The following is a 17,462-nucleotide window of genomic DNA, read 5'->3' as shown; positions in this document are numbered from 1 at the left end:
TGGAGATACAGCTACTGTCTGGTGTTACAGGGGGCTACGCTTGTTCATCAGCCATGAGTCTCGTCGGAATCAAAGAACAACATTGCGTCCAGCTCTGGACAGGTTCGTCCCATACGCATTAAATAGGCGATGCGCCATGCCACGATCATGAACAGCGCCAATGCCCGCTCAATGCGATCCACGGTCGATAACTGTAACGCTTCGACACAGCAGCCGTTCTTCAGCACATTGAAGAACATCTCGATTTCCCATCTAGCCCGATACCAGTCGATCAGCTCCACGATATCTTCTCGTCCTTCAGGTACGCGATTGCTCAGCAACCGCCACTCGACCGGCTTCACGCCTGCTGGCGGCTCAATTTCCTTGGCTATCACACAAGTCACTGCCAATCCGCAACGCAGCGACACTCGCTTCACGCGCAGCGCCTGTTTCACCGTACGCGCCTTCTGCCCCGCGCGAGTCGCCATAACGAATTGGATTTCTCCCACCGGCACGGTCTTTCCAACCTTCTGCCAAAGCTTCTCATTACAGTCCAGACTGCGATTATGAGTCGAGCGGATCAACCAGTCAGCCGGAGTGCCAAGGTCATCAGCGAGCTGCATCAACGCCTTGATATCCGCTTCGCGATCGGCTAAGTACACCAGACGTGTGTTTGGCAACTCCGAGGCGAATTCAGCAACTCGCTCGTATCCCTCGAGCCAGCGCGTACTCTCCTTGATCCCATCGCGTTTTCCGTCTGCATCCTTCGGCTCTCTTGCCCACATCCACGCATCCAGTACGCCCAACCCCACGCGATCCGGACTGACCGCGTAGGTCGGATGCAGGTACAGACCACGCCTGGCTTCGTAGTTCAAGGGACCCAAGCCTTGGATTTGCTGCCCGTTGAAGTCAAGCTCGGTAGTGTCTTGGATACACAGCACAACCTCGTGTTCTCGGATCCTTTCCTGCGTACGCTGCCAGTGAGGTTGCAGAATGTCTCGCCATTCGAATGCTTGGTTCTCCATGAAGCGGTAAGCACCCAGCGTCTCAGACCATCCGAGGCACGCATGCGGAATGCTGGCTTGCGGATTCTCAGCCAGCCGTATCAAAAGCCCTTTGGCGCGCTTATTGAGCCTCGTGTCACCAAGATTTACCCCTTCCAGTTCTTGGTGTGCCCAGCCATCTGAATCCCGTGTCATTTTTCAGCGCCGTAAATGGCGATAGTACACGTCGGTTTCACTTCATTTACAACCCCACCGGCTGCCTATTTCAGCCCGCTAACCCTTGGCATATAAGGCGTTGCGGACTTGTGTATAACGAGGTGGGCTCAGGTCATATCGTTATACACATCTTTCTAACGCACTGTTTAATCAATGAGTTACGGGTTTATCTCAGAGTGGCATTTTGAACCTCAAAAAGCCAATGGGATGGCTTGAATGCCTTAATTCACGGGGTTCTGAGCATCCTGTTCAAAAAATGGCCAAAAGATGTGTATAACGATATGGGCTCAGGTAGGTGAAGCCATGGCGATGGTCAAAGCGCTGAACCGTATGACGTTGTTGGGTATGCCACACAGCGTCAGGATCGGATAACAGGTGTAGTAGAGGGAGCCATCCTGTCGGCTAATTCTGATTTATTCAACAAAGCCCCCCGTTAACACACGGTGAATGAGCGTTATTTATGTGAATATCAAATAAACGCATAGTTTAATAACGGTCATCAGCAGTGAGCGGTGACCCTACTGAGGAGAGTGAAAATGGGACTTTGTTGAATAAATCGAACTTTCAGGTGATTGTCGGATCTGATCGCTATAGTCGTTTCAGTATCGGGTTTCCATGGCAAAGCAAAAGTTTAAAATCACCAACTGAACCACCTACAACAACGCGCTCAGACAGCGAAGTTTATTGGTATAAAAATAGGAGTGACAGATATGAAAGCATTACAATTAGCGTATCATTACACAAAATCGCATGTATTTAATAGTTGTTCATCAGCTGTTAAGTTGGCTAGCTTAACAAAAAAAGATAAGGATATTAATTTCGCTATAGCTATACTTAAAGTTAAAAACGAATCAATACAAAAACTAAGAAAAAATGATTTTAATTTGTATAATTCAAAATTAAATAAAAACCATAAGTTATTCTCTCAACTTACTTCTCTTAGTTTAAAAGATAGTCCTCTCTTTAAGAGGCAAAACACTGACAGTGTAAAAGATAGTACTCTCTTTAAGAGTCAAAACTCTAACCTTGAAAATTCATTAAGAAAAGCATTAAGTGATTTTCAGGAAAATCCAGGTGAAGCAATAAAAAAACACCTAAATGGTCATATTAATATAAATCCACATTCTAAAATTGGAACAGAGTGTATTGCTTATTTTGGGAATCGTAAATAGTATACAGCGCTTAAATAACTGTTCCGAATAGTAGGCTGTGTCCCTTAATTGCATAACTTCTTGTAAAAGAGGCGGATGCAGCCCAGTTTAACCCATATCGTTATACACATCTTTCTAACGCACTGTTTAATCAATGAGTTACGGGTTTATCTCAGAGTGGCATTTTGAACCTCAAAAAGCCAATGGGATGGCTTGAATGCCTTAATTCACGGGGTTCTGAGCATCCTGTTCAAAAAATGGCCAAAAGATGTGTATAACGATATGCCCTTAATCCCATGAGTTATACTAACTGTTTGTTTCTAAATCATTTTAAACTATGGCTCGCTACGACCTTCCCGATGAAGCATGGGCTATCATCCAGCCCTTACTCCCTGCTGAACCAGCAACACCACAGGCCGGACGCCCATGGGCTGAGCATCGCATGATTATCAATGGCATGTTCTGGGGGCTGTGCTCTGGTGCCCCATGGCGTGATTTACCTGAGCGATACGGCCCATGGAAAACCGTTTATAACCGCTTTAACCGATGGTCAAAATCGGGAGTCATTAACATTATTTTTAATAAGTTACTTTCATCACTTGATGCCCATGGCCTCGTGAACTGGTCAGCGACTGCGCTGGATGGTAGCAATATCAGGACGCTGAAATGTGCTGCCGGTGCTCAAAAAAACATCCCGATATCACCGGAGATAATGGGCTGGGTCGCTCTCGAGGTGGTTTTGGCACCAAAATCCATATGGCTACAGACGGAAGTGGTCTTCCGTTAAACATCGTGTTGAGCCCCGGTCAGGCTCATGAAAGTCAGTTTGCACTACGTCTTTTGGACGGTATTGGTGTTCAACGCCAGAACGGCAGTATGAAACGCCGTGGTCATGCGGTACTCGCTGACAAGGCGTACTCCGGGCATGTATTACGTAACGAGCTGAAAAACAGAGGTATAAAAACTGTCATCCCCCGAAAATCCACTGAAAAAATGGCGGTGGATGGTCGTTCAAAGCCCGATCGTGACGCCTACCGCAATCGGAACGTTGTTGAGCGGTGCTTTGGCCGTCTGAAAGAATACCGTCGCATTGCGACACGTTACGACAAAACGGCGAGGAATTATCTGGCAATGTTGAAACTGGGCTGCATCAGCCTGTTTTACCAAAGGTTATGTAATTAAGGGACACAGCCTAGATAACACGTCTATTCGCAAGTTAGACGATGATGAAAAGGATCTGCATTCAATGCAGACCCCGGGAGGAATGCAGGACATATCAGTAATGGCTTTGTTGAATAATAGGGAATCGTGCTGTTTTACTATGCCCATTTTGGTAGAAAATGCTTATCACCTCAGGCATTCCGTTTTCTCATGATGCTTAACTGCATGATTTTACGTTGCTGGAAACAATCGTTTTACTGGGCTGGTAGCATAAAATCTGTTTATTCAACAAAGCCATCAGTAATATCAGAATCTGGTCTATACACCCTTATTCTTCGCTGCCGGGATGCGGTAAAGCAGGGAACCTTACCGTGGCGTTTCCGTAAATGGGTAACAAATGAAGTCCTGCCAACGATCCGTAAGGCTGGTAGCTACGAGAGAAACTCAGCAGTAGAACCGTTGTCACCTAACGATATGAGCAACCTGACTCGCCTTGTCTGGCTAATGACCAATGGCATGAAGTTCGAGAGGGGGTGAAACGCTGGTGTATGGCACTGCCTGCGTTCTGTAACCGGTAGACCATCACCGGAACCTTTCTCAGTAAATGATTTGCCAGCTCTTGGTGAAGAATGCCGCAGACTGTTGAAAGTTACCTCAAGATTTAACTCTGTAGTCTACGACTTCGAGAAAGAGGTTATCCGCTCGGTAGTCAGACGGCATGGCAACATGGAGTTGATGATCGAAAAGATGAAATCTATGGTCACCCCCATTTTTGCAACACTGATCTTTGATTAATGGTGGGCTTGCTTAAATCTATCCGGCGTCTTTATGGCCAAGGATGCCCGCGCCACGATGAGTTTCGCACCTGATATTCCTAAAAAGGCCATCGGCTTCATTGAGCCATTTTCATTTTTTGGTTTTATATCAGGTCGTCAGGCCGTTCATGTCATCAATAATCAGTCTTCGCAAAACCAGATGGGTAACTTCGTTAAATTGCTGACTGTTAGACCAGCATTACTGTTCAAACACGGTATTTCGTGTCGTTATTGCCCAAGCTATTCGAGCTAATTTATTTGCTAATGCACAGCACACAACGCAAGAATGTTTCCTGCCCAACTGAGACCTTACCCAATCAGCTAATCTCCCTGATTGATGGTCAATTCTTAGGATAAATACCCGCGCACATTGAACAAGCAATCGGCGAAGGTTTTTATCTCCACGCTTGCTAATACCCAGCAGAGTATTCTTCCCTCCAGTACTGTATTGGCGGGGTACAAGACCGGTGGAAGCGGCAAAATTACGACTGTTTTCATATTGCTTGCCATCGCCTAACTGTGATGACAAAACGCTGGCTGTTATCGGTCCAACACCAGGGATGGTCATTAAATGCTGGCCAGTTTCATCTAAATAACTGTTCCGAATAGTAGATCACCTGAAGGGAACTCAGTCCGAGTTGAGCGATCTGATCAATCGATAAAGATCCCAAATCATCAACCGGACTGAGCGATGTCGAGCATAGCACCGATACCCCGTAACGAACGACGCCTGATGAAGAAAACTCTCCATAAAACGCGTGACAAGAATCACGCCCGCAGGCTGACCGCCATCCTGATGTTGCACCGGGGCGAGCGCGTGAGCGATGTCGCCAGAATGCTTTGCTGCGCCCGTTCGTCAATCGGCAGATGGATTAACTGGCTCACCCTGTACGGCATTGAAGGCCTCAAATCTCTGCGGCCCGGTCGTGGCCGTCGCTGGCCGTTTGAACAGATCTGCGCACTGTTAATCCAGCTCGTAAAGCGTTCCCCTCATGATTTTGGCTATCAGCGTTCGCGCTGGAGCACGGAACTGCTAGCGATAAAAATCAATGAGATAACCGGTTGCCAGTTGCATGCTTCCACGGTGCGCCGTTGGCGGCCTTCTGCCGGTCTGGTGTGGCGACGCGCAGCTCCTACGCTGCGTATCCGCGACCCGCATAAGGAAGAAAAAATGGAGGCCATCGCGATGGCGCTGGAACAATGCAGCGCGGAACATCCCGTCTTTTACGAAGACGAAGTGGATATTCATCTGAATCCCAAAATTGGCGCGGACTGGCAGGTTCGCGGGAAGCAGAAACGCATCGTGACGCCGGGCCAGAACGAGAAATATTATCTGGCGGGTGCATTACACAGCGGGACGGGAAAAGTCAGCGATGTTGGAGGAAACAGTAAAAGTTCGTGTTTGTTTATCAGTATGTTAGAGCATCTGAGAGCAACGTACAGACGGGCAAAAACGCTCACGCTGATAGTTGATAACTACATTATTCACAAAAGCCGGGAGACGCAGCGCTGGCTGGAAGAAAACCCGAAATTCAGGGTTATTTATCAGCCGGTGTACTCACCATGGGTAAATCATGTAGAGCGGTTATGGCAGGCGTTGCATGAAACCATTACCCGCAATCATCAATGCTGTTCAATGTGGCAGTGACTGAACAAGGTTCGCCGCTTCATGGAAACCGTCAGCCCGTTTCCCAGTGGAAAACATGGACAGGCAAAAGTGTAGCGGTATTAGGAACTGTAGTGGTCAACTAATATTGGCCACCGCATTAGACTGTATGTAGAACAGTCGCTCAGATTCGTTTGGAGTTAAGCCGCCGTTATACCAGTGAGGCCGGATAGCGCTGTAATACCCCGTGATGTAGCGGATAATCGCGTCCTGGGCTTCGCTGAAGCTGTTGTAACCCTTTGTCGGCACCCATTCTGTCTTCAGGCTGCGGAAGAACCGCTCCATTGGCGCATTATCCCAGCAGTTACCCCGCCGACTCATACTCTGCTTTATCCGGCAGCGCCACAGGGCTTGCCGGTATTGACGGCTGGTATAGTGGCTGCCCTGGTCGCTGTGGAACATGACTCCTGTTAGTTGTCCCCGGAGTTCCCAGGCCATCTGCAACGCTTTAACTGTCAGCGCCGAGTCCGGCGACGTCGACATGGCCCAGCCCACCGGTTTGCGGGCGAACAGGTCTAGCACCACCGCAAGGTAAGCCCAGCATTTGCCCGTCCAGATGTAGGTCACATCGCCGCACCAGACCTGATCCGGAGCGGTAACCGCGAACTGGCGGTTGAGATAGTTCGGTATTTCAACGTGTTCATTGCCGCCGCGTTTGTATTTGTGAGCCGGTCGCTGGCAGCTGGCGATACCCAGCTCCTTCATCAGCTTGCCAGCCAGCCAGCGCCCCATTTTGACACCAGAGCTGCCGGTGACGATGGTCGCGATACTTCGAGCGCCGGCAGAGCCGCCGCTGGCGTTCCAGGCTTCCATGACGCGACTACACTTAACCACGCGCTCACCGTCGGGTTCATTAGCGGAAGCCTGCCAGTGCCTGTAGCTGCTGCGATGTACCTCAAAAGTTTGGCACAACGCCGTGACCGGGTATCGCGCCCTCAGCCTGTCGACTACCGTGAACCGTTGAGTGAGTCCGACATTAAGAGCGCCGTAGCCTTTTTTAGGATTTCGTTCTCCATTTCAAGGCATTGGACTTTTTTCTTCATCTCACGCAGCTCGAGCTGTTCAGGGGTAAGAGGAAGTCCCGTTGGCGTTTTTCCCTGTCGTTCAAGGCGAAGCTTATTGACCCAGCGACTAATGGCAGAATGGCTGACATTAACCGCCTCTGCGGCCTTAACGTATGTGTAGCCGTGGTCGACAACCAGCTTTGCGGCTTCGAGCTTAAATTCCGCCGTAAAATGTTTACCCATGAGGTCACCTGTCGTGTTGATGAGGTGAGCATATCACCTCCGATCAGGTGGCCAGTATCAGTGTGCCACTACAGCTTCTCATTACAGTCCAGACTGCGATTATGAGTCGAGCGGATCAACCAGTCAGCCGGAGTGCCAAGGTCATCAGCGAGCTGCATCAACGCCTTGATATCCGCTTCGCGATCGGCTAAGTACACCAGACGTGTGTTTGGCAACTCCGAGGCGAGTTCAGCAACTCGCTCGTATCCCTCGAGCCAGCGCGTACTCTCCTTGAGCCCATCGCGTTTTCCGTCTGCATCCTTCGGCTCTCTTGCCCACATCCACGCATCCAGTACGCCCAACCCCACGCGATCCGGACTGACCGCGTAGGTCGGATGCAGGTACAGACCACGCCTGGCTTCGTAGTTCAAGGGACCCAAGCCTTGGATTTGCTGCCCGTTGAAGTCAAGCTCGGTAGTGTCTTGGATACACAGCACAACCTCGTGTTCTCGGATCCTTTCCTGCGTACGCTGCCAGTGAGGTTGCAGAATGTCTCGCCATTCGAATGCTTGGTTCTCCATGAAGCGGTAAGCACCCAGCGTCTCAGACCATCCGAGGCACGCATGCGGAATGCTGGCTTGCGGATTCTCAGCCAGCCGTATCAAAAGCCCTTTGGCACGCTTATTGAGCCTCGTGTCACCAAGATTTACCCCTTCCAGTTCTTGGTGTGCCCAGCCATCTGAATCCCGTATCATTTTTCAGCGCCGTAAATGGCGATAGTACACGTCGGTTTCACTTCATTTACAACCCCACCGGCTGCCTATTTCAGCCCGCTAACCCTTGGCATATAAGGCGTTGCGGACTTGTGTATAACGAGGTGGGTTAAATGACGGTAAGGTGCCTTTATTCACGTCATACTACGCCGCCAATTGCTTAAACCTGTCGTCAAAAAAAGACGATTTATATCACTTGATGTATCGACTCAATAAAATCAATTAATTAGATGTCTCCAAAAAGAGACATCTATAGAGCGGATTGTCGCTGTATTGCGACATCCTACCTAAAGCCGTCATTCCTCCCTCCGTCATTCCTAAGAAGGCGGGAACCTCTTGCAGAAGAGACGCGTTTCTTCTTACAGAGATCCCAGCTTTCGCCGAGGATGCTTAGCAGGTAACGTGGCGTTGTCATCAGATTAAAAAGGGGCTATTCGCCCCTTTTATAGTCAATGTCAAGCTAACCCTTAGCCAAGCTGACGACGCGCGTTGCGGAACATGCGCATCCACGGACTGTCTTCACCCCAGGTTTCCGGATGCCAGGAATTGCTCACGGTACGGAAAACGCGTTCCGGGTGCGGCATCATCACTGTAGCGCGACCACTGGCGCTGGTGACTGCCGTGATACCGTTCGGAGAACCGTTCGGGTTCGCCGGATAGTTCTCGGTTACCTGTCCAAAGTTGTTCACGAAGCGCAGTGCGACCAGATGCTCATGCTCCAACGCCGCCAAGTGGGCAGCATCGCGCACTTCAACGTGCCCTTCACCGTGAGAAACAGCGATTGGCATACGCGATCCCACCATGTCATTCATAAACAATGACGGGCTTTTGGTGACTTCAACCAGGCTGAAGCGCGCTTCAAAGCGGTCAGACAGGTTGCGCACAAAGCGCGGCCAGTGGTCTGCACCCGGGATCAGTTCGCGCAGATTGGACATCATCTGGCAACCGTTGCACACGCCTAGTGCCAGCGTTTGCGGACGTTGGAAGAAAGCGGCAAACTCATCGCGCACCCGCGGGTTAAACAGAATGGATTTCGCCCAGCCCTCACCGGCACCCAACACATCGCCGTAAGAGAAGCCACCGCAAGCGACCAGCGCCTGGATGTCTTGCAGGTTGCGACGACCTGCCAGCAAATCACTCATGTGCACATCGATGGCGTCAAAACCGGCGCGATGGAACGCGGCCGCCATTTCAACGTGAGAGTTAACACCCTGCTCACGCAACACCGCCACTTTAGGACGCACACCTTTGGCGATAAAGGGCGCTGCAATATCCTGTGCTGGATCGAACGTCAGTGAGACATTCAGGCCCGGATCGGTCTCATCCTGTTTAGCAGCATGTTCCTGATCGGCACAGTGCGGGTTGTCACGCAGGCGCTGCATCTGCCAGGTGGTTTCCGCCCACCAGATGCGTAGCGTGGTGCGGCTCTCCTGATACACCTCATCGTTGCCATGTGTAATCACAAAGCGGTTGCCCTGAGCGGTATGTCCCAAACGGTGAACAATATCACCCAAACCGTGATCGGCCATCACCTGCTCAACGTACGCCAGACGATCGGCGGACACTTGAATCACAGCACCCAGTTCTTCAGTAAACAACGAGGCCAGCGGATCGTTACCCAATGCCGCGATATCAACCTCGATGCCGCAGTGACCGGTAAACGCCATTTCGGCCAGCGTCACCAACAGGCCACCATCAGAACGGTCGTGATAGGCCAGCAGCGCATCATCCGCCACCAGCGTTTGGATAGCATTAAAGAAGCCAGCCAACTGTTGCGGATTACGCACATCCGCAGTATGGCGGCCCAACTGACGGTAGACCTGTGCTAACGCTGTCGCACCAAGCGTATGGTGCCCGGCACCCAGGTCGATAAGCAGCAACACGTTATCACGATCGGTGCGCAGCTGCGGCGTGACGGTTTTACGCACATCTTCCACGCGGGCAAATGCCGTGATCACCAGTGAAAGCGGAGAGGTGACGCTGCGCTCTTGATCGCCATCTTGCCAGCGGGTTTTCATCGACATGGAGTCTTTACCCACCGGAATGGTCAACCCCAATGCCGGGCAGAGTTCTTCGCCGATGGCTTTTACCGCTTCGTAAAGTCCGGCGTCTTCACCGGGGTGTCCTGCTGCCGACATCCAATTTGCGGAGAGCTTCACGCGCGTTAACGCGCCAATCTGGGTCGCAGCAATGTTGGTTAATGCTTCCCCTACCGCCAGACGCGCGGAGGCACCAAAGTTACGCAACGCCACAGGTGCACGTTCGCCAATCGACATTGCTTCACCGTGGTAGCTGTCGAGGCTTGCGGTAGTGACGGCACAGTTTGCCACCGGGATCTGCCACGGTCCGACCATTTGATCGCGTGCCACCATACCGGTCACGGAACGATCACCAATGGTGATCAGGAAAGTTTTCTCTGCCACCACCGGCAGGTGCATCACACGCTCTACCGCTTCGGCCAGGAAGATGCCTTCGCGGTTCAGCAATGTGCCCTCGCTAGCCAGGCGTTTGACGTCGCGCAGCATTTTCGGTGTTTTGCCCAACAGCACGTCGAGCGGCAGATCGATCGGCTGATTATTGAAGTGGCGATCGTTCAGGGTTAAATGCTGCTCTTCCGTCGCTTCACCAATCACGGCGTAAGGGGCGCGCTCACGGCGGCACAGTTCATCAAACAGCGCCAGTTTTTCCGGTGCAACCGCCAGTACATAGCGCTCTTGCGATTCGTTACACCACACTTCCAGCGGGCTCATGCCTGGCTCATCGTTGAGAATGTCGCGCAGTTCAAAGCGTCCGCCGCGCCCGCCATCACTTACCAGCTCCGGCATGGCGTTGGACAGACCGCCCGCCCCCACGTCGTGGATAAACAGGATCGGGTTCTCTTCACCCAGTTGCCAGCAGCGGTCGATCACTTCCTGACAACGGCGTTCCATTTCCGGGTTATCGCGCTGTACGGAGGCGAAATCCAGATCGGCGTCTGATTGGCCGGAGGCCATAGAGGAGGCTGCACCGCCGCCCAGACCGATATTCATGGAGGGGCCACCCAACACAATCAGCTTGGCGCCTACCGTGATCTCGCCTTTTTTCACGTGATTGGCACGGATGTTACCAATACCGCCCGCCAGCATCACCGGCTTGTGATAACCGCGCAACTCGCTGCCGTTATGGCTGTCAACCTGCTCCTCATAGGTACGGAAGTAACCGGTCAGCGCAGGGCGACCAAACTCGTTATTAAAGGCCGCGCCGCCCAGCGGGCCATCAATCATAATGTCCAACGCGCTGACGATGCGATCCGGCTTACCGAAATCTTCTTCCCACGGCTGTTCAAAGTTAGGAATACGCAGGTTAGAGACCGAGAACCCGACCAGACCCGCTTTAGGTTTGGCACCGCGCCCCGTCGCCCCTTCGTCGCGAATTTCGCCACCGGAACCGGTCGCCGCACCCGGCCAGGGAGAAATGGCCGTCGGATGGTTATGGGTTTCCACTTTCATCAGAATGTGTGTCGGTTCCTGATGGTAGGCATAGTGCCCTTGCGGATCGGCAAAGAAACGCCCCGCTTCGGAGCCTTCCATCACCGCCGCGTTATCTTTATAAGCAGACAACACGTGTTCTGGCGTGTGCTCGAAGGTGTTCTTGATCATTTTGAACAGCGACTTGGGCTGTGCTTCACCGTCAATCACCCAGTTGGCGTTAAAAATTTTGTGGCGGCAGTGCTCAGAGTTGGCCTGAGCAAACATATAGAGTTCAATGTCGGTCGGATTGCGGCCCAAACGGGTAAAGGCATCCAACAGGTAGTCGATTTCATCTTCCGCCAGCGCCAGTCCCAGACGCACGTTAGCCTGTTCCAACGCCTTACGCCCTTCCAGCAGAGCGTCTACCCGTTTCAACGGGGCTGGCTGATGCTGAGCAAACAGCTGTTCCGCCTGCGCCATCTCGGTGAATACCGTTTCCATCATGCGGTCATGCAGCAACGCGCCCAGTTCCAGCCACTGTTCATCGCTCAGCGTCGGCGCATGAATATAGAAGGCTAATCCGCGCTCCAGACGAATCACCTTGTCCAGGCCGCAGTTGCGCGCAATATCGGTAGCTTTGGAAGACCAGGGAGAAATGGTGCCGGGACGCGGTGTGACCAACAGTAAGCGCCCACTTGGCTCATGCTCCGCGAGAGAGGGGCCATATTTTAACAGTCGTGTCAGTTTGACCTGCTCATCGCTGTTCAGTGGTGCACGCACGGCAGCGAAGTGAACGTACTCCGCATAGATGTCACTAATTGGCAAAAAGTGCTCTTTGCAACGCGTCAGCAACTTATTTACACGGAAGGCCGATAGGGCAGGTGAACCACGCAGTATTTCCATCATCTAAAAAATCTCTCGTCTTCGATGTACTGAGTTTCAGTACGTCAGTGGGCGCTACTTTGTCGCGCAGCCAAGCGGGGGGGGGGGGGAAACGCGCGTCATTATAGAGAATTGTGACGCCCGACGAAACCGTTTGCGCAGAGTTTGTTGCACATCTTGTTTTCGTCATGGTCAAACTTTAACCTGATGGATAACTGTTTCACACTGGCGGTTTGTTAAGCAAAATGCCCCCACTCTGGGAGAGTGTAGACAAAAAAACTGCCGTTACAGACAGAAAGGCCACACGGCCACCGAGAGATAACTATTTGAAGCGTTTAACATTAAATTATTTTTTCATCGGGGTTATTGCGTTACTGCTGATGTTGGCGCTCTGGCCCAACATCCCCTGGCGCAGCGGCCAGGATACACAGCTCAATCAGATCCTTTCTCGGGGCGAGCTGCGTATCAGCACGCTCAATTCGCTGCTGACCTATACCCTCAGTAACGGAACCCCCTCAGGGCTCGATTATGAACTGGCTAAACGATTCGCCGATTACCTTGGCGTGAAGCTGGTGGTATCGGCACGCCCAAATCTTGACACCTTGTTCGATGATCTGGACAGCGATAATGCCGATCTGCTTACCGCCGGGCTGATCTACAACCATGAACGATTGGATCGCTTTCGCGCTGGGCCAACCTACTATTCCGTCTCGCAGCAACTGGTTTACCGCATGGGTGCCACGCGCCCTAAAAATCTGGAGAAACTGAATGGTCGGTTAGCGGTCACATCAGGCTCAGCCCATATCGCCACGTTACGCGATTTGAAAAACAATAAATATCCAGCCTTAAGCTGGGAAGCCGCTTCAGACCTGAGCACGCAGGATTTGCTTAAACAGGTGGCGCAAGGCGCGTTGGATTACACGCTGGCAGATTCCGTCACCATCGGTTTGATGCAGCGCATTCACCCGCAGCTTTCCGTAGCGTTCGATCTGAGCGACGAAGAACCGGTCACCTGGTATATGCGCCGTACGCAGGACGACAGCCTGTACGCCGCCCTGTTGGACTTTTTCAGCCAAACTGTGGAAGACGGCACGCTGGCGCGCCTGGAAGAGAAATACCTCGGCCATGTGGGTGAATTTGATTATGTCGATACCCGCACCTTCCTGAGCGCCATCTATAACACCTTGCCCGATCTGCAACCGTTGTTTGCCAAATATGCCAGCGACATTGACTGGAAATTGCTGGCGGCTATTTCTTATCAGGAATCACACTGGAACCCATTGGCGACCTCACCAACCGGCGTACGCGGGTTGATGATGCTGACGCGCAATACCGCAGAAAGCCTGGATGTGACCGACAGACTCGATCCAGAACAGAGCATTCGCGGTGGTGCGCGCTATCTGGCGCACATGATGGAAAAAATGCCGGAAAGCATTCCCGAAGATGAGAAGATTTGGTTTGCACTGGCCTCCTACAATATGGGCTATGCCCATCTGCTGGATGCGCGCAAACTGACGGAAAAACAGAAGGGTAATCCCGATAGTTGGGCGGATGTGAAGGTTCGCCTGCCGATGCTCAGCCAGAAACGCTACTATACCCAGACCACCTACGGCTATGCACGCGGCCACGAAGCCTATAACTACGTTGAAAATATCCGCCGCTATATGCTGAGTCTGGAAGGATATCTGACCGAGAAAGCCAATAAAATCCAGCAGCAGGAACTGTTAGCAAGCGCTTACCCTGCCGTACCGCCAGAAAAACTCGGCAAATAAGGTATTAGGCTGCCCCGTCAGCCTTTTCCTGAGCACGTCGTGCTTTATGCTGCGCGCGACGTATACGGAAAAAATCGCTGAGGGTATGAGCGCATTCGGCAGCCAGCACGCCAGACGTGATCGCTATCTGATGATTCATACCAGGATGGCGCAGGATGTCGACCAATGATCCTGCTGCCCCGGTTTTTTCATCGTTGGCACCATACACCAGTCGACCAATACGGCTGTGTACCATCGCCCCGGCGCACATCACGCAAGGCTCAAGCGTCACATACAGCGTCGCATTGATTAAGCGATAGTTCTGCAAGACTTTTCCCCCCTGACGCAGCGTCATAATTTCGGCGTGCGCCGTCGGATCATGATGGCCGATGGGGCGATTCCAGCCCTCACCAATCACCTGATTATCCAGAACCAGAACGGCACCGACGGGCACCTCCCCCTCCTCCTGCGCCCGTTGGGCCAGAGTCAGGGCATGACGCATCCAATATTCATCAGGCGTGTCATGGCCATCAAGGGTGTCATTCATGATGTCTCCCGGGTATTCATCGCGCTTTTTTGGTCGCGCGCATTATACAGGGTGTGAAGAAAAAGCAGAGTGCTTATTGCCTCGCCGACACCGTTACTCCAACTGTTGCAACGTGCCTGCACGCGTCACGCGCCAACGGTGTTCGCAAAAAAACAGCAGCGGATTATCTTGCTTGCTATCGCTATACCCGCTGTGCAATTGAAGTGGCGCACCAAGCTGTTTTTCCATCTGCACCACCTTCTCCCGCCCCAGACAGCGCAACGGCAACACCCAGCCGCCATAACCACGAACCATCTGGCTACCCATCAGTTTGACGCCGGGCAGAAATGTGGAATCATGGTAAACCTGCTCAACCAGACGCTGCGGCGAACCGGTTACTAACCACACTTGCGCATCCGAAGCGGCGAGATATTCGGTCAAGCGCTGCTGCACCAATGGAAATGGCGTCACCCAGCGACGAAAGCGGGCAACAAACCCCTGCTCTAGCGCCTGTAAATGTGCCTCACGGCGACCAAAGGTGATGGCCCAAAGCAGAGCGCTCATTGGCCAGCGCGCAGCCCTGCCACGCGCCAGCAATACCAGCCCGACCACCGGCAGCACCGGAATGACCAGCAGTAAATTTAACGGCAGGCGTTTTAGCAAGTAACGCAAAAAACAGCCAAACATGTCCTGACGATGTAGCGTGCCGTCCAAATCAAAAAACACGATACGTGTCGGTGATTGTTCACCCAAACCGCTTTCCCCTTGCCAATGTATTAACTGCTTTTGTGTAAGGAGTTAAGACACGCTCTGCCTCTATTACCTCGTTATACCCTACAGGTATATCAGGGTAACAGCGCATCGCGTAGATAACCGTGGTGTCTTTCCAACCGCTGCTCGGCCTCTGCGGCACTGATACCGCTGAGGATCATCAGTATAGCGGGTTTGGCCGCATAGCCGGTTTCTTCTAACGCTCGTTGCGCCTCGTCACGTGCGGCCCCTGTGGCTTCCATCACGATTCGACAGGCCCGATCTACCAGTTTTTCATTGGTGGCTTTTACAGAAAGAAATTTAAAAATAAATAATAAATAAAAACATAATCTTAATGTTAATTTATGGGCAGAAAATGACATTCTGTTATATATTTTGTCACTCAAAACCCGTGATAAAACCGTGCAAGCATTAGAGCAACTAGAGACAACTTTTTCGGCAAAATGGACGCGCCAATCACAGATGACGGGGAAGGTAGGCCAGCCAGAGAAGAAGCTTTTCCTTAAGTGATCTGGATGTAGTGGCACACTGATACTGGCCACCTGATCGGAGGTGATATGCTCACCTCATCAACACGACAGGTGACCTCATGGGTAAACATTTTACGGCGGAATTTAAGCTCGAAGCCGCAAAGCTGGTTGTCGACCACGGCTACACATACGTTAAGGCCGCAGAGGCGGTTAATGTCAGCCATTCTGCCATTAGTCGCTGGGTCAATAAGCTTCGCCTTGAACGACAGGGAAAAACGCCAACGGGACTTCCTCTTACCCCTGAACAGCTCGAGCTGCGTGAGATGAAGAAAAAAGTCCAATGCCTTGAAATGGAGAACGAAATCCTAAAAAAGGCTACGGCGCTCTTAATGTCGGACTCACTCAACGGTTCACGGTAGTCGACAGGCTGAGGGCGCGATACCCGGTCACGGCGTTGTGCCAAACTTTTGAGGTACATCGCAGCAGCTACAGGCACTGGCAGGCTTCCGCTAATGAACCCGACGGTGAGCGCGTGGTTAAGTGTAGCCGCGTCATGGAAGCCTGGAACGCCAGCGGCGGCTCTGCCGGCGCTCGAAGTATCGCGACCATCGTCACCGGCAGCTCCGGTGTCAAAATGGGGCGCTGGCTGGCTGGCAAGCTGATGAAGGAGCTGGGTATCGCCAGCTGCCAGCGACCGGCTCACAAATACAAACGCGGCGGCAATGAACTCGTTGAAATACCGAACTATCTCAACCGCCAGTTCGCGGTTACCGCGCCGGATCAGGTCTGGTGCGGCGATGTGACCTACATCTGGACGGGCAAATGCTGGGCTTACCTTGCGGTGGTGCTAGACCTGTTCGCCCGCAAACCGGTGGGCTGGGCCATGTCGACGTCGCCGGACTCGGCGCTGACAGTTAAAGCGTTGCAGATGGCCTGGGAACTCCGGGGACAACCAACAGGAGTCATGTTCCACAGCGACCAGGGCAGCCACTATACCAGCCGTCAATACCGGCAAGCCCTGTGGCGCTGCCGGATAAAGCAGAGTATGAGTCGGCGGGGTAACTGCTGGGATAATGCGCCAATGGAGCGGTTCTTCCGCAGCCTGAAGACAGAATGGGTGCCGACAAAGGGTTACAACAGCTTCAGCGAAGCCCAGGACGCGATTATCCGCTACATCACGGGGTATTACAGCGCTATCCGGCCTCACTGGTATAACGGCGGCTTAACTCATATCGTTATACACATCTTTTGGCCATTTTTTGAACAGGATGCTCAGAACCCCGTGAATTAAGGCATTCAAGCCATCCCATTGGCTTTTTGAGGTTCAAAATGCCACTCTGAGATAAACCCGTAACTCATTGATTAAACAGTGCGTTAGAAAGATGTGTATAACGATATGGGCTTAACTCCAAACGAATCTGAGCGACTGTTCTACATACAGTCTAATGCGGTGGCCAATATTAGTTGACCACTACAATTAAACGACTGGCGCGTAAAACGATTTGCTTCTCGCGCTCCGTCGAGATCCACGAAAAAGTCATCGGAGCCTTCATCGAAAAACACATGTTCTACTAATTGGAGTCATTACCCGTCGAAGCAACCCTATCACACCCTGGAATTGA

9 protein-coding genes and 7 pseudogenes are annotated in these 17,462 nt (G+C 52.1%); 8 read left to right on the top strand and 8 right to left on the bottom strand.

The genetic code is table 11. The annotated features are described in order from the left end of the window. Positions 1 to 50: 50 nt before the first annotated feature. A pseudogene (locus tag ACWWJF_RS04235) lies at positions 51 to 1,178 on the bottom strand (IS4 family transposase); the annotation flags it as partial. 731 nt (positions 1,179 to 1,909) lie between these two features. Between ACWWJF_RS04235 and ACWWJF_RS04230 the strand changes: the two are divergent. The 4 genes and pseudogenes from ACWWJF_RS04230 (at position 1,910) to ACWWJF_RS04215 (ending at position 4,579) form a co-directional block, all read left to right on the top strand. Then, a complete protein-coding gene (locus ACWWJF_RS04230) occupies positions 1,910 to 2,371 on the top strand; it encodes a hypothetical protein (RefSeq protein WP_455868760.1) in 462 nt (153 codons plus the stop codon). Positions 2,372 to 2,687: 316 nt separating this feature from the next. Beyond that, positions 2,688 to 3,532 (top strand): IS5 family transposase gene (locus ACWWJF_RS04225; protein ID WP_455868759.1). Its coding sequence is split into 2 segments (ribosomal slippage): positions 2,688 to 3,033 and positions 3,033 to 3,532, totalling 846 coding nucleotides; the frame shifts between segments, so codons are not numbered across the junction. Positions 3,533 to 3,721: 189 nt separating this feature from the next. Then, positions 3,722 to 3,958 (top strand): annotated as a pseudogene (locus ACWWJF_RS04220) (BRO-N domain-containing protein); the annotation flags it as partial. 381 nt (positions 3,959 to 4,339) lie between these two features. Further along, positions 4,340 to 4,579, top strand: coding sequence for a hypothetical protein (locus tag ACWWJF_RS04215; protein ID WP_455868475.1), 240 nt, complete (start codon positions 4,340 to 4,342; stop codon positions 4,577 to 4,579). Here ACWWJF_RS04215 and ACWWJF_RS04210 read toward each other — a convergent pair. Beyond that, positions 4,526 to 4,915, bottom strand: a pseudogene (locus tag ACWWJF_RS04210) (transposase); the annotation flags it as partial. The gene ACWWJF_RS04215 and the pseudogene ACWWJF_RS04210 overlap by 54 nt on opposite strands. A 102-nt stretch (positions 4,916 to 5,017) precedes the next feature. On the opposite strand from ACWWJF_RS04210, the pseudogene ACWWJF_RS04205 reads away from it, so the two are divergent. Further along, a pseudogene (locus ACWWJF_RS04205) lies at positions 5,018 to 6,049 on the top strand (IS630 family transposase). 21 nt (positions 6,050 to 6,070) lie between these two features. On the opposite strand, the gene ACWWJF_RS04200 reads toward ACWWJF_RS04205, so the two are convergent. The 3 genes and pseudogenes from ACWWJF_RS04200 to purL all read right to left on the bottom strand — a co-directional run bounded on the left by ACWWJF_RS04200 (position 6,071) and on the right by purL (position 12,343). Further along, a protein-coding gene (locus ACWWJF_RS04200) for an IS3 family transposase (protein WP_455868758.1) occupies positions 6,071 to 7,239 on the bottom strand; the annotation gives its coding sequence in 2 pieces (ribosomal slippage) (positions 6,071 to 6,984 and positions 6,984 to 7,239; 1,170 coding nt in all). A gap of 71 nt (positions 7,240 to 7,310) precedes the next feature. Beyond that, a pseudogene (locus tag ACWWJF_RS04195) lies at positions 7,311 to 7,973 on the bottom strand (IS4/Tn5 family transposase DNA-binding protein); the annotation flags it as partial. A 485-nt stretch (positions 7,974 to 8,458) separates the two neighbouring features. Continuing rightward, a complete protein-coding gene (purL, locus tag ACWWJF_RS04190) occupies positions 8,459 to 12,343 on the bottom strand; it encodes a phosphoribosylformylglycinamidine synthase (protein ID WP_455870921.1) in 3,885 nt (1,294 codons plus the stop codon). Between the two features lie 224 nt (positions 12,344 to 12,567). Between purL and mltF the strand changes: the two genes are divergently transcribed. Continuing rightward, on the top strand, positions 12,568 to 14,094 hold the full coding sequence (gene mltF, locus ACWWJF_RS04185) for a membrane-bound lytic murein transglycosylase MltF (protein ID WP_455870920.1): 1,527 nt from the start codon (positions 12,568 to 12,570) through the stop codon (positions 14,092 to 14,094). A gap of 4 nt (positions 14,095 to 14,098) precedes the next feature. Here the strand turns inward: mltF and tadA are convergent, their stop codons facing one another. The 3 genes and pseudogenes from tadA to murQ all read right to left on the bottom strand — a co-directional run. Then, complete coding sequence (gene tadA, locus ACWWJF_RS04180) at positions 14,099 to 14,620, bottom strand: tRNA adenosine(34) deaminase TadA (protein WP_455868757.1); 522 nt, start codon at positions 14,618 to 14,620, stop codon at positions 14,099 to 14,101. 93 nt (positions 14,621 to 14,713) lie between these two features. Then, positions 14,714 to 15,352: a phosphatidylglycerophosphatase C gene (yfhb, locus tag ACWWJF_RS04175; protein WP_455868756.1), complete on the bottom strand. Its 639-nt coding sequence runs from the start codon at positions 15,350 to 15,352 to the stop codon at positions 14,714 to 14,716. 92 nt (positions 15,353 to 15,444) lie between these two features. Continuing rightward, a pseudogene (murQ, locus tag ACWWJF_RS04170) lies at positions 15,445 to 15,666 on the bottom strand (N-acetylmuramic acid 6-phosphate etherase); the annotation flags it as partial. Between the two features lie 293 nt (positions 15,667 to 15,959). On the opposite strand from murQ, the gene ACWWJF_RS04165 reads away from it, so the two are divergent. Together ACWWJF_RS04165 and ACWWJF_RS04160 are read left to right on the top strand one after the other, a co-directional pair. After that, positions 15,960 to 17,131, top strand: a protein-coding gene (locus ACWWJF_RS04165) for an IS3 family transposase (RefSeq protein WP_455868755.1) whose coding sequence is annotated in 2 segments (ribosomal slippage) — positions 15,960 to 16,206 and positions 16,206 to 17,131 — 1,173 coding nt in all. Because the reading frame shifts where the segments join, the coding sequence is not laid out codon by codon here. A 173-nt stretch (positions 17,132 to 17,304) separates the two neighbouring features. Further along, positions 17,305 to 17,415: pseudogene (locus tag ACWWJF_RS04160) on the top strand (IS1 family transposase); the annotation flags it as partial. Between the last annotated feature and the right edge of the window lie 47 nt (positions 17,416 to 17,462).

The organism is Symbiopectobacterium sp. Eva_TO, assembly GCF_053848865.1.
Note: the sequence above shows the minus strand (reverse complement) of the source record. Positions and strands in the feature narration are given on the sequence as shown.

Excerpts from the sequence above, each read along its gene's own strand:
- ACWWJF_RS04230 (WP_455868760.1), top strand. The coding sequence starts at position 1,910 with ATGAAAGCATTACAATTAGCGTATCATTACACAAAATCGCATGTATTT.
- ACWWJF_RS04215 (WP_455868475.1), top strand. The coding sequence starts at position 4,340 with ATGGCCAAGGATGCCCGCGCCACGATGAGTTTCGCACCTGATATTCCT.
- purL (WP_455870921.1), bottom strand. The coding sequence starts at position 12,343 with ATGGAAATACTGCGTGGTTCACCTGCCCTATCGGCCTTCCGTGTAAAT.
- mltF (WP_455870920.1), top strand. The coding sequence starts at position 12,568 with ATGCCCCCACTCTGGGAGAGTGTAGACAAAAAAACTGCCGTTACAGAC.
- tadA (WP_455868757.1), bottom strand. The coding sequence starts at position 14,620 with ATGAATGACACCCTTGATGGCCATGACACGCCTGATGAATATTGGATG.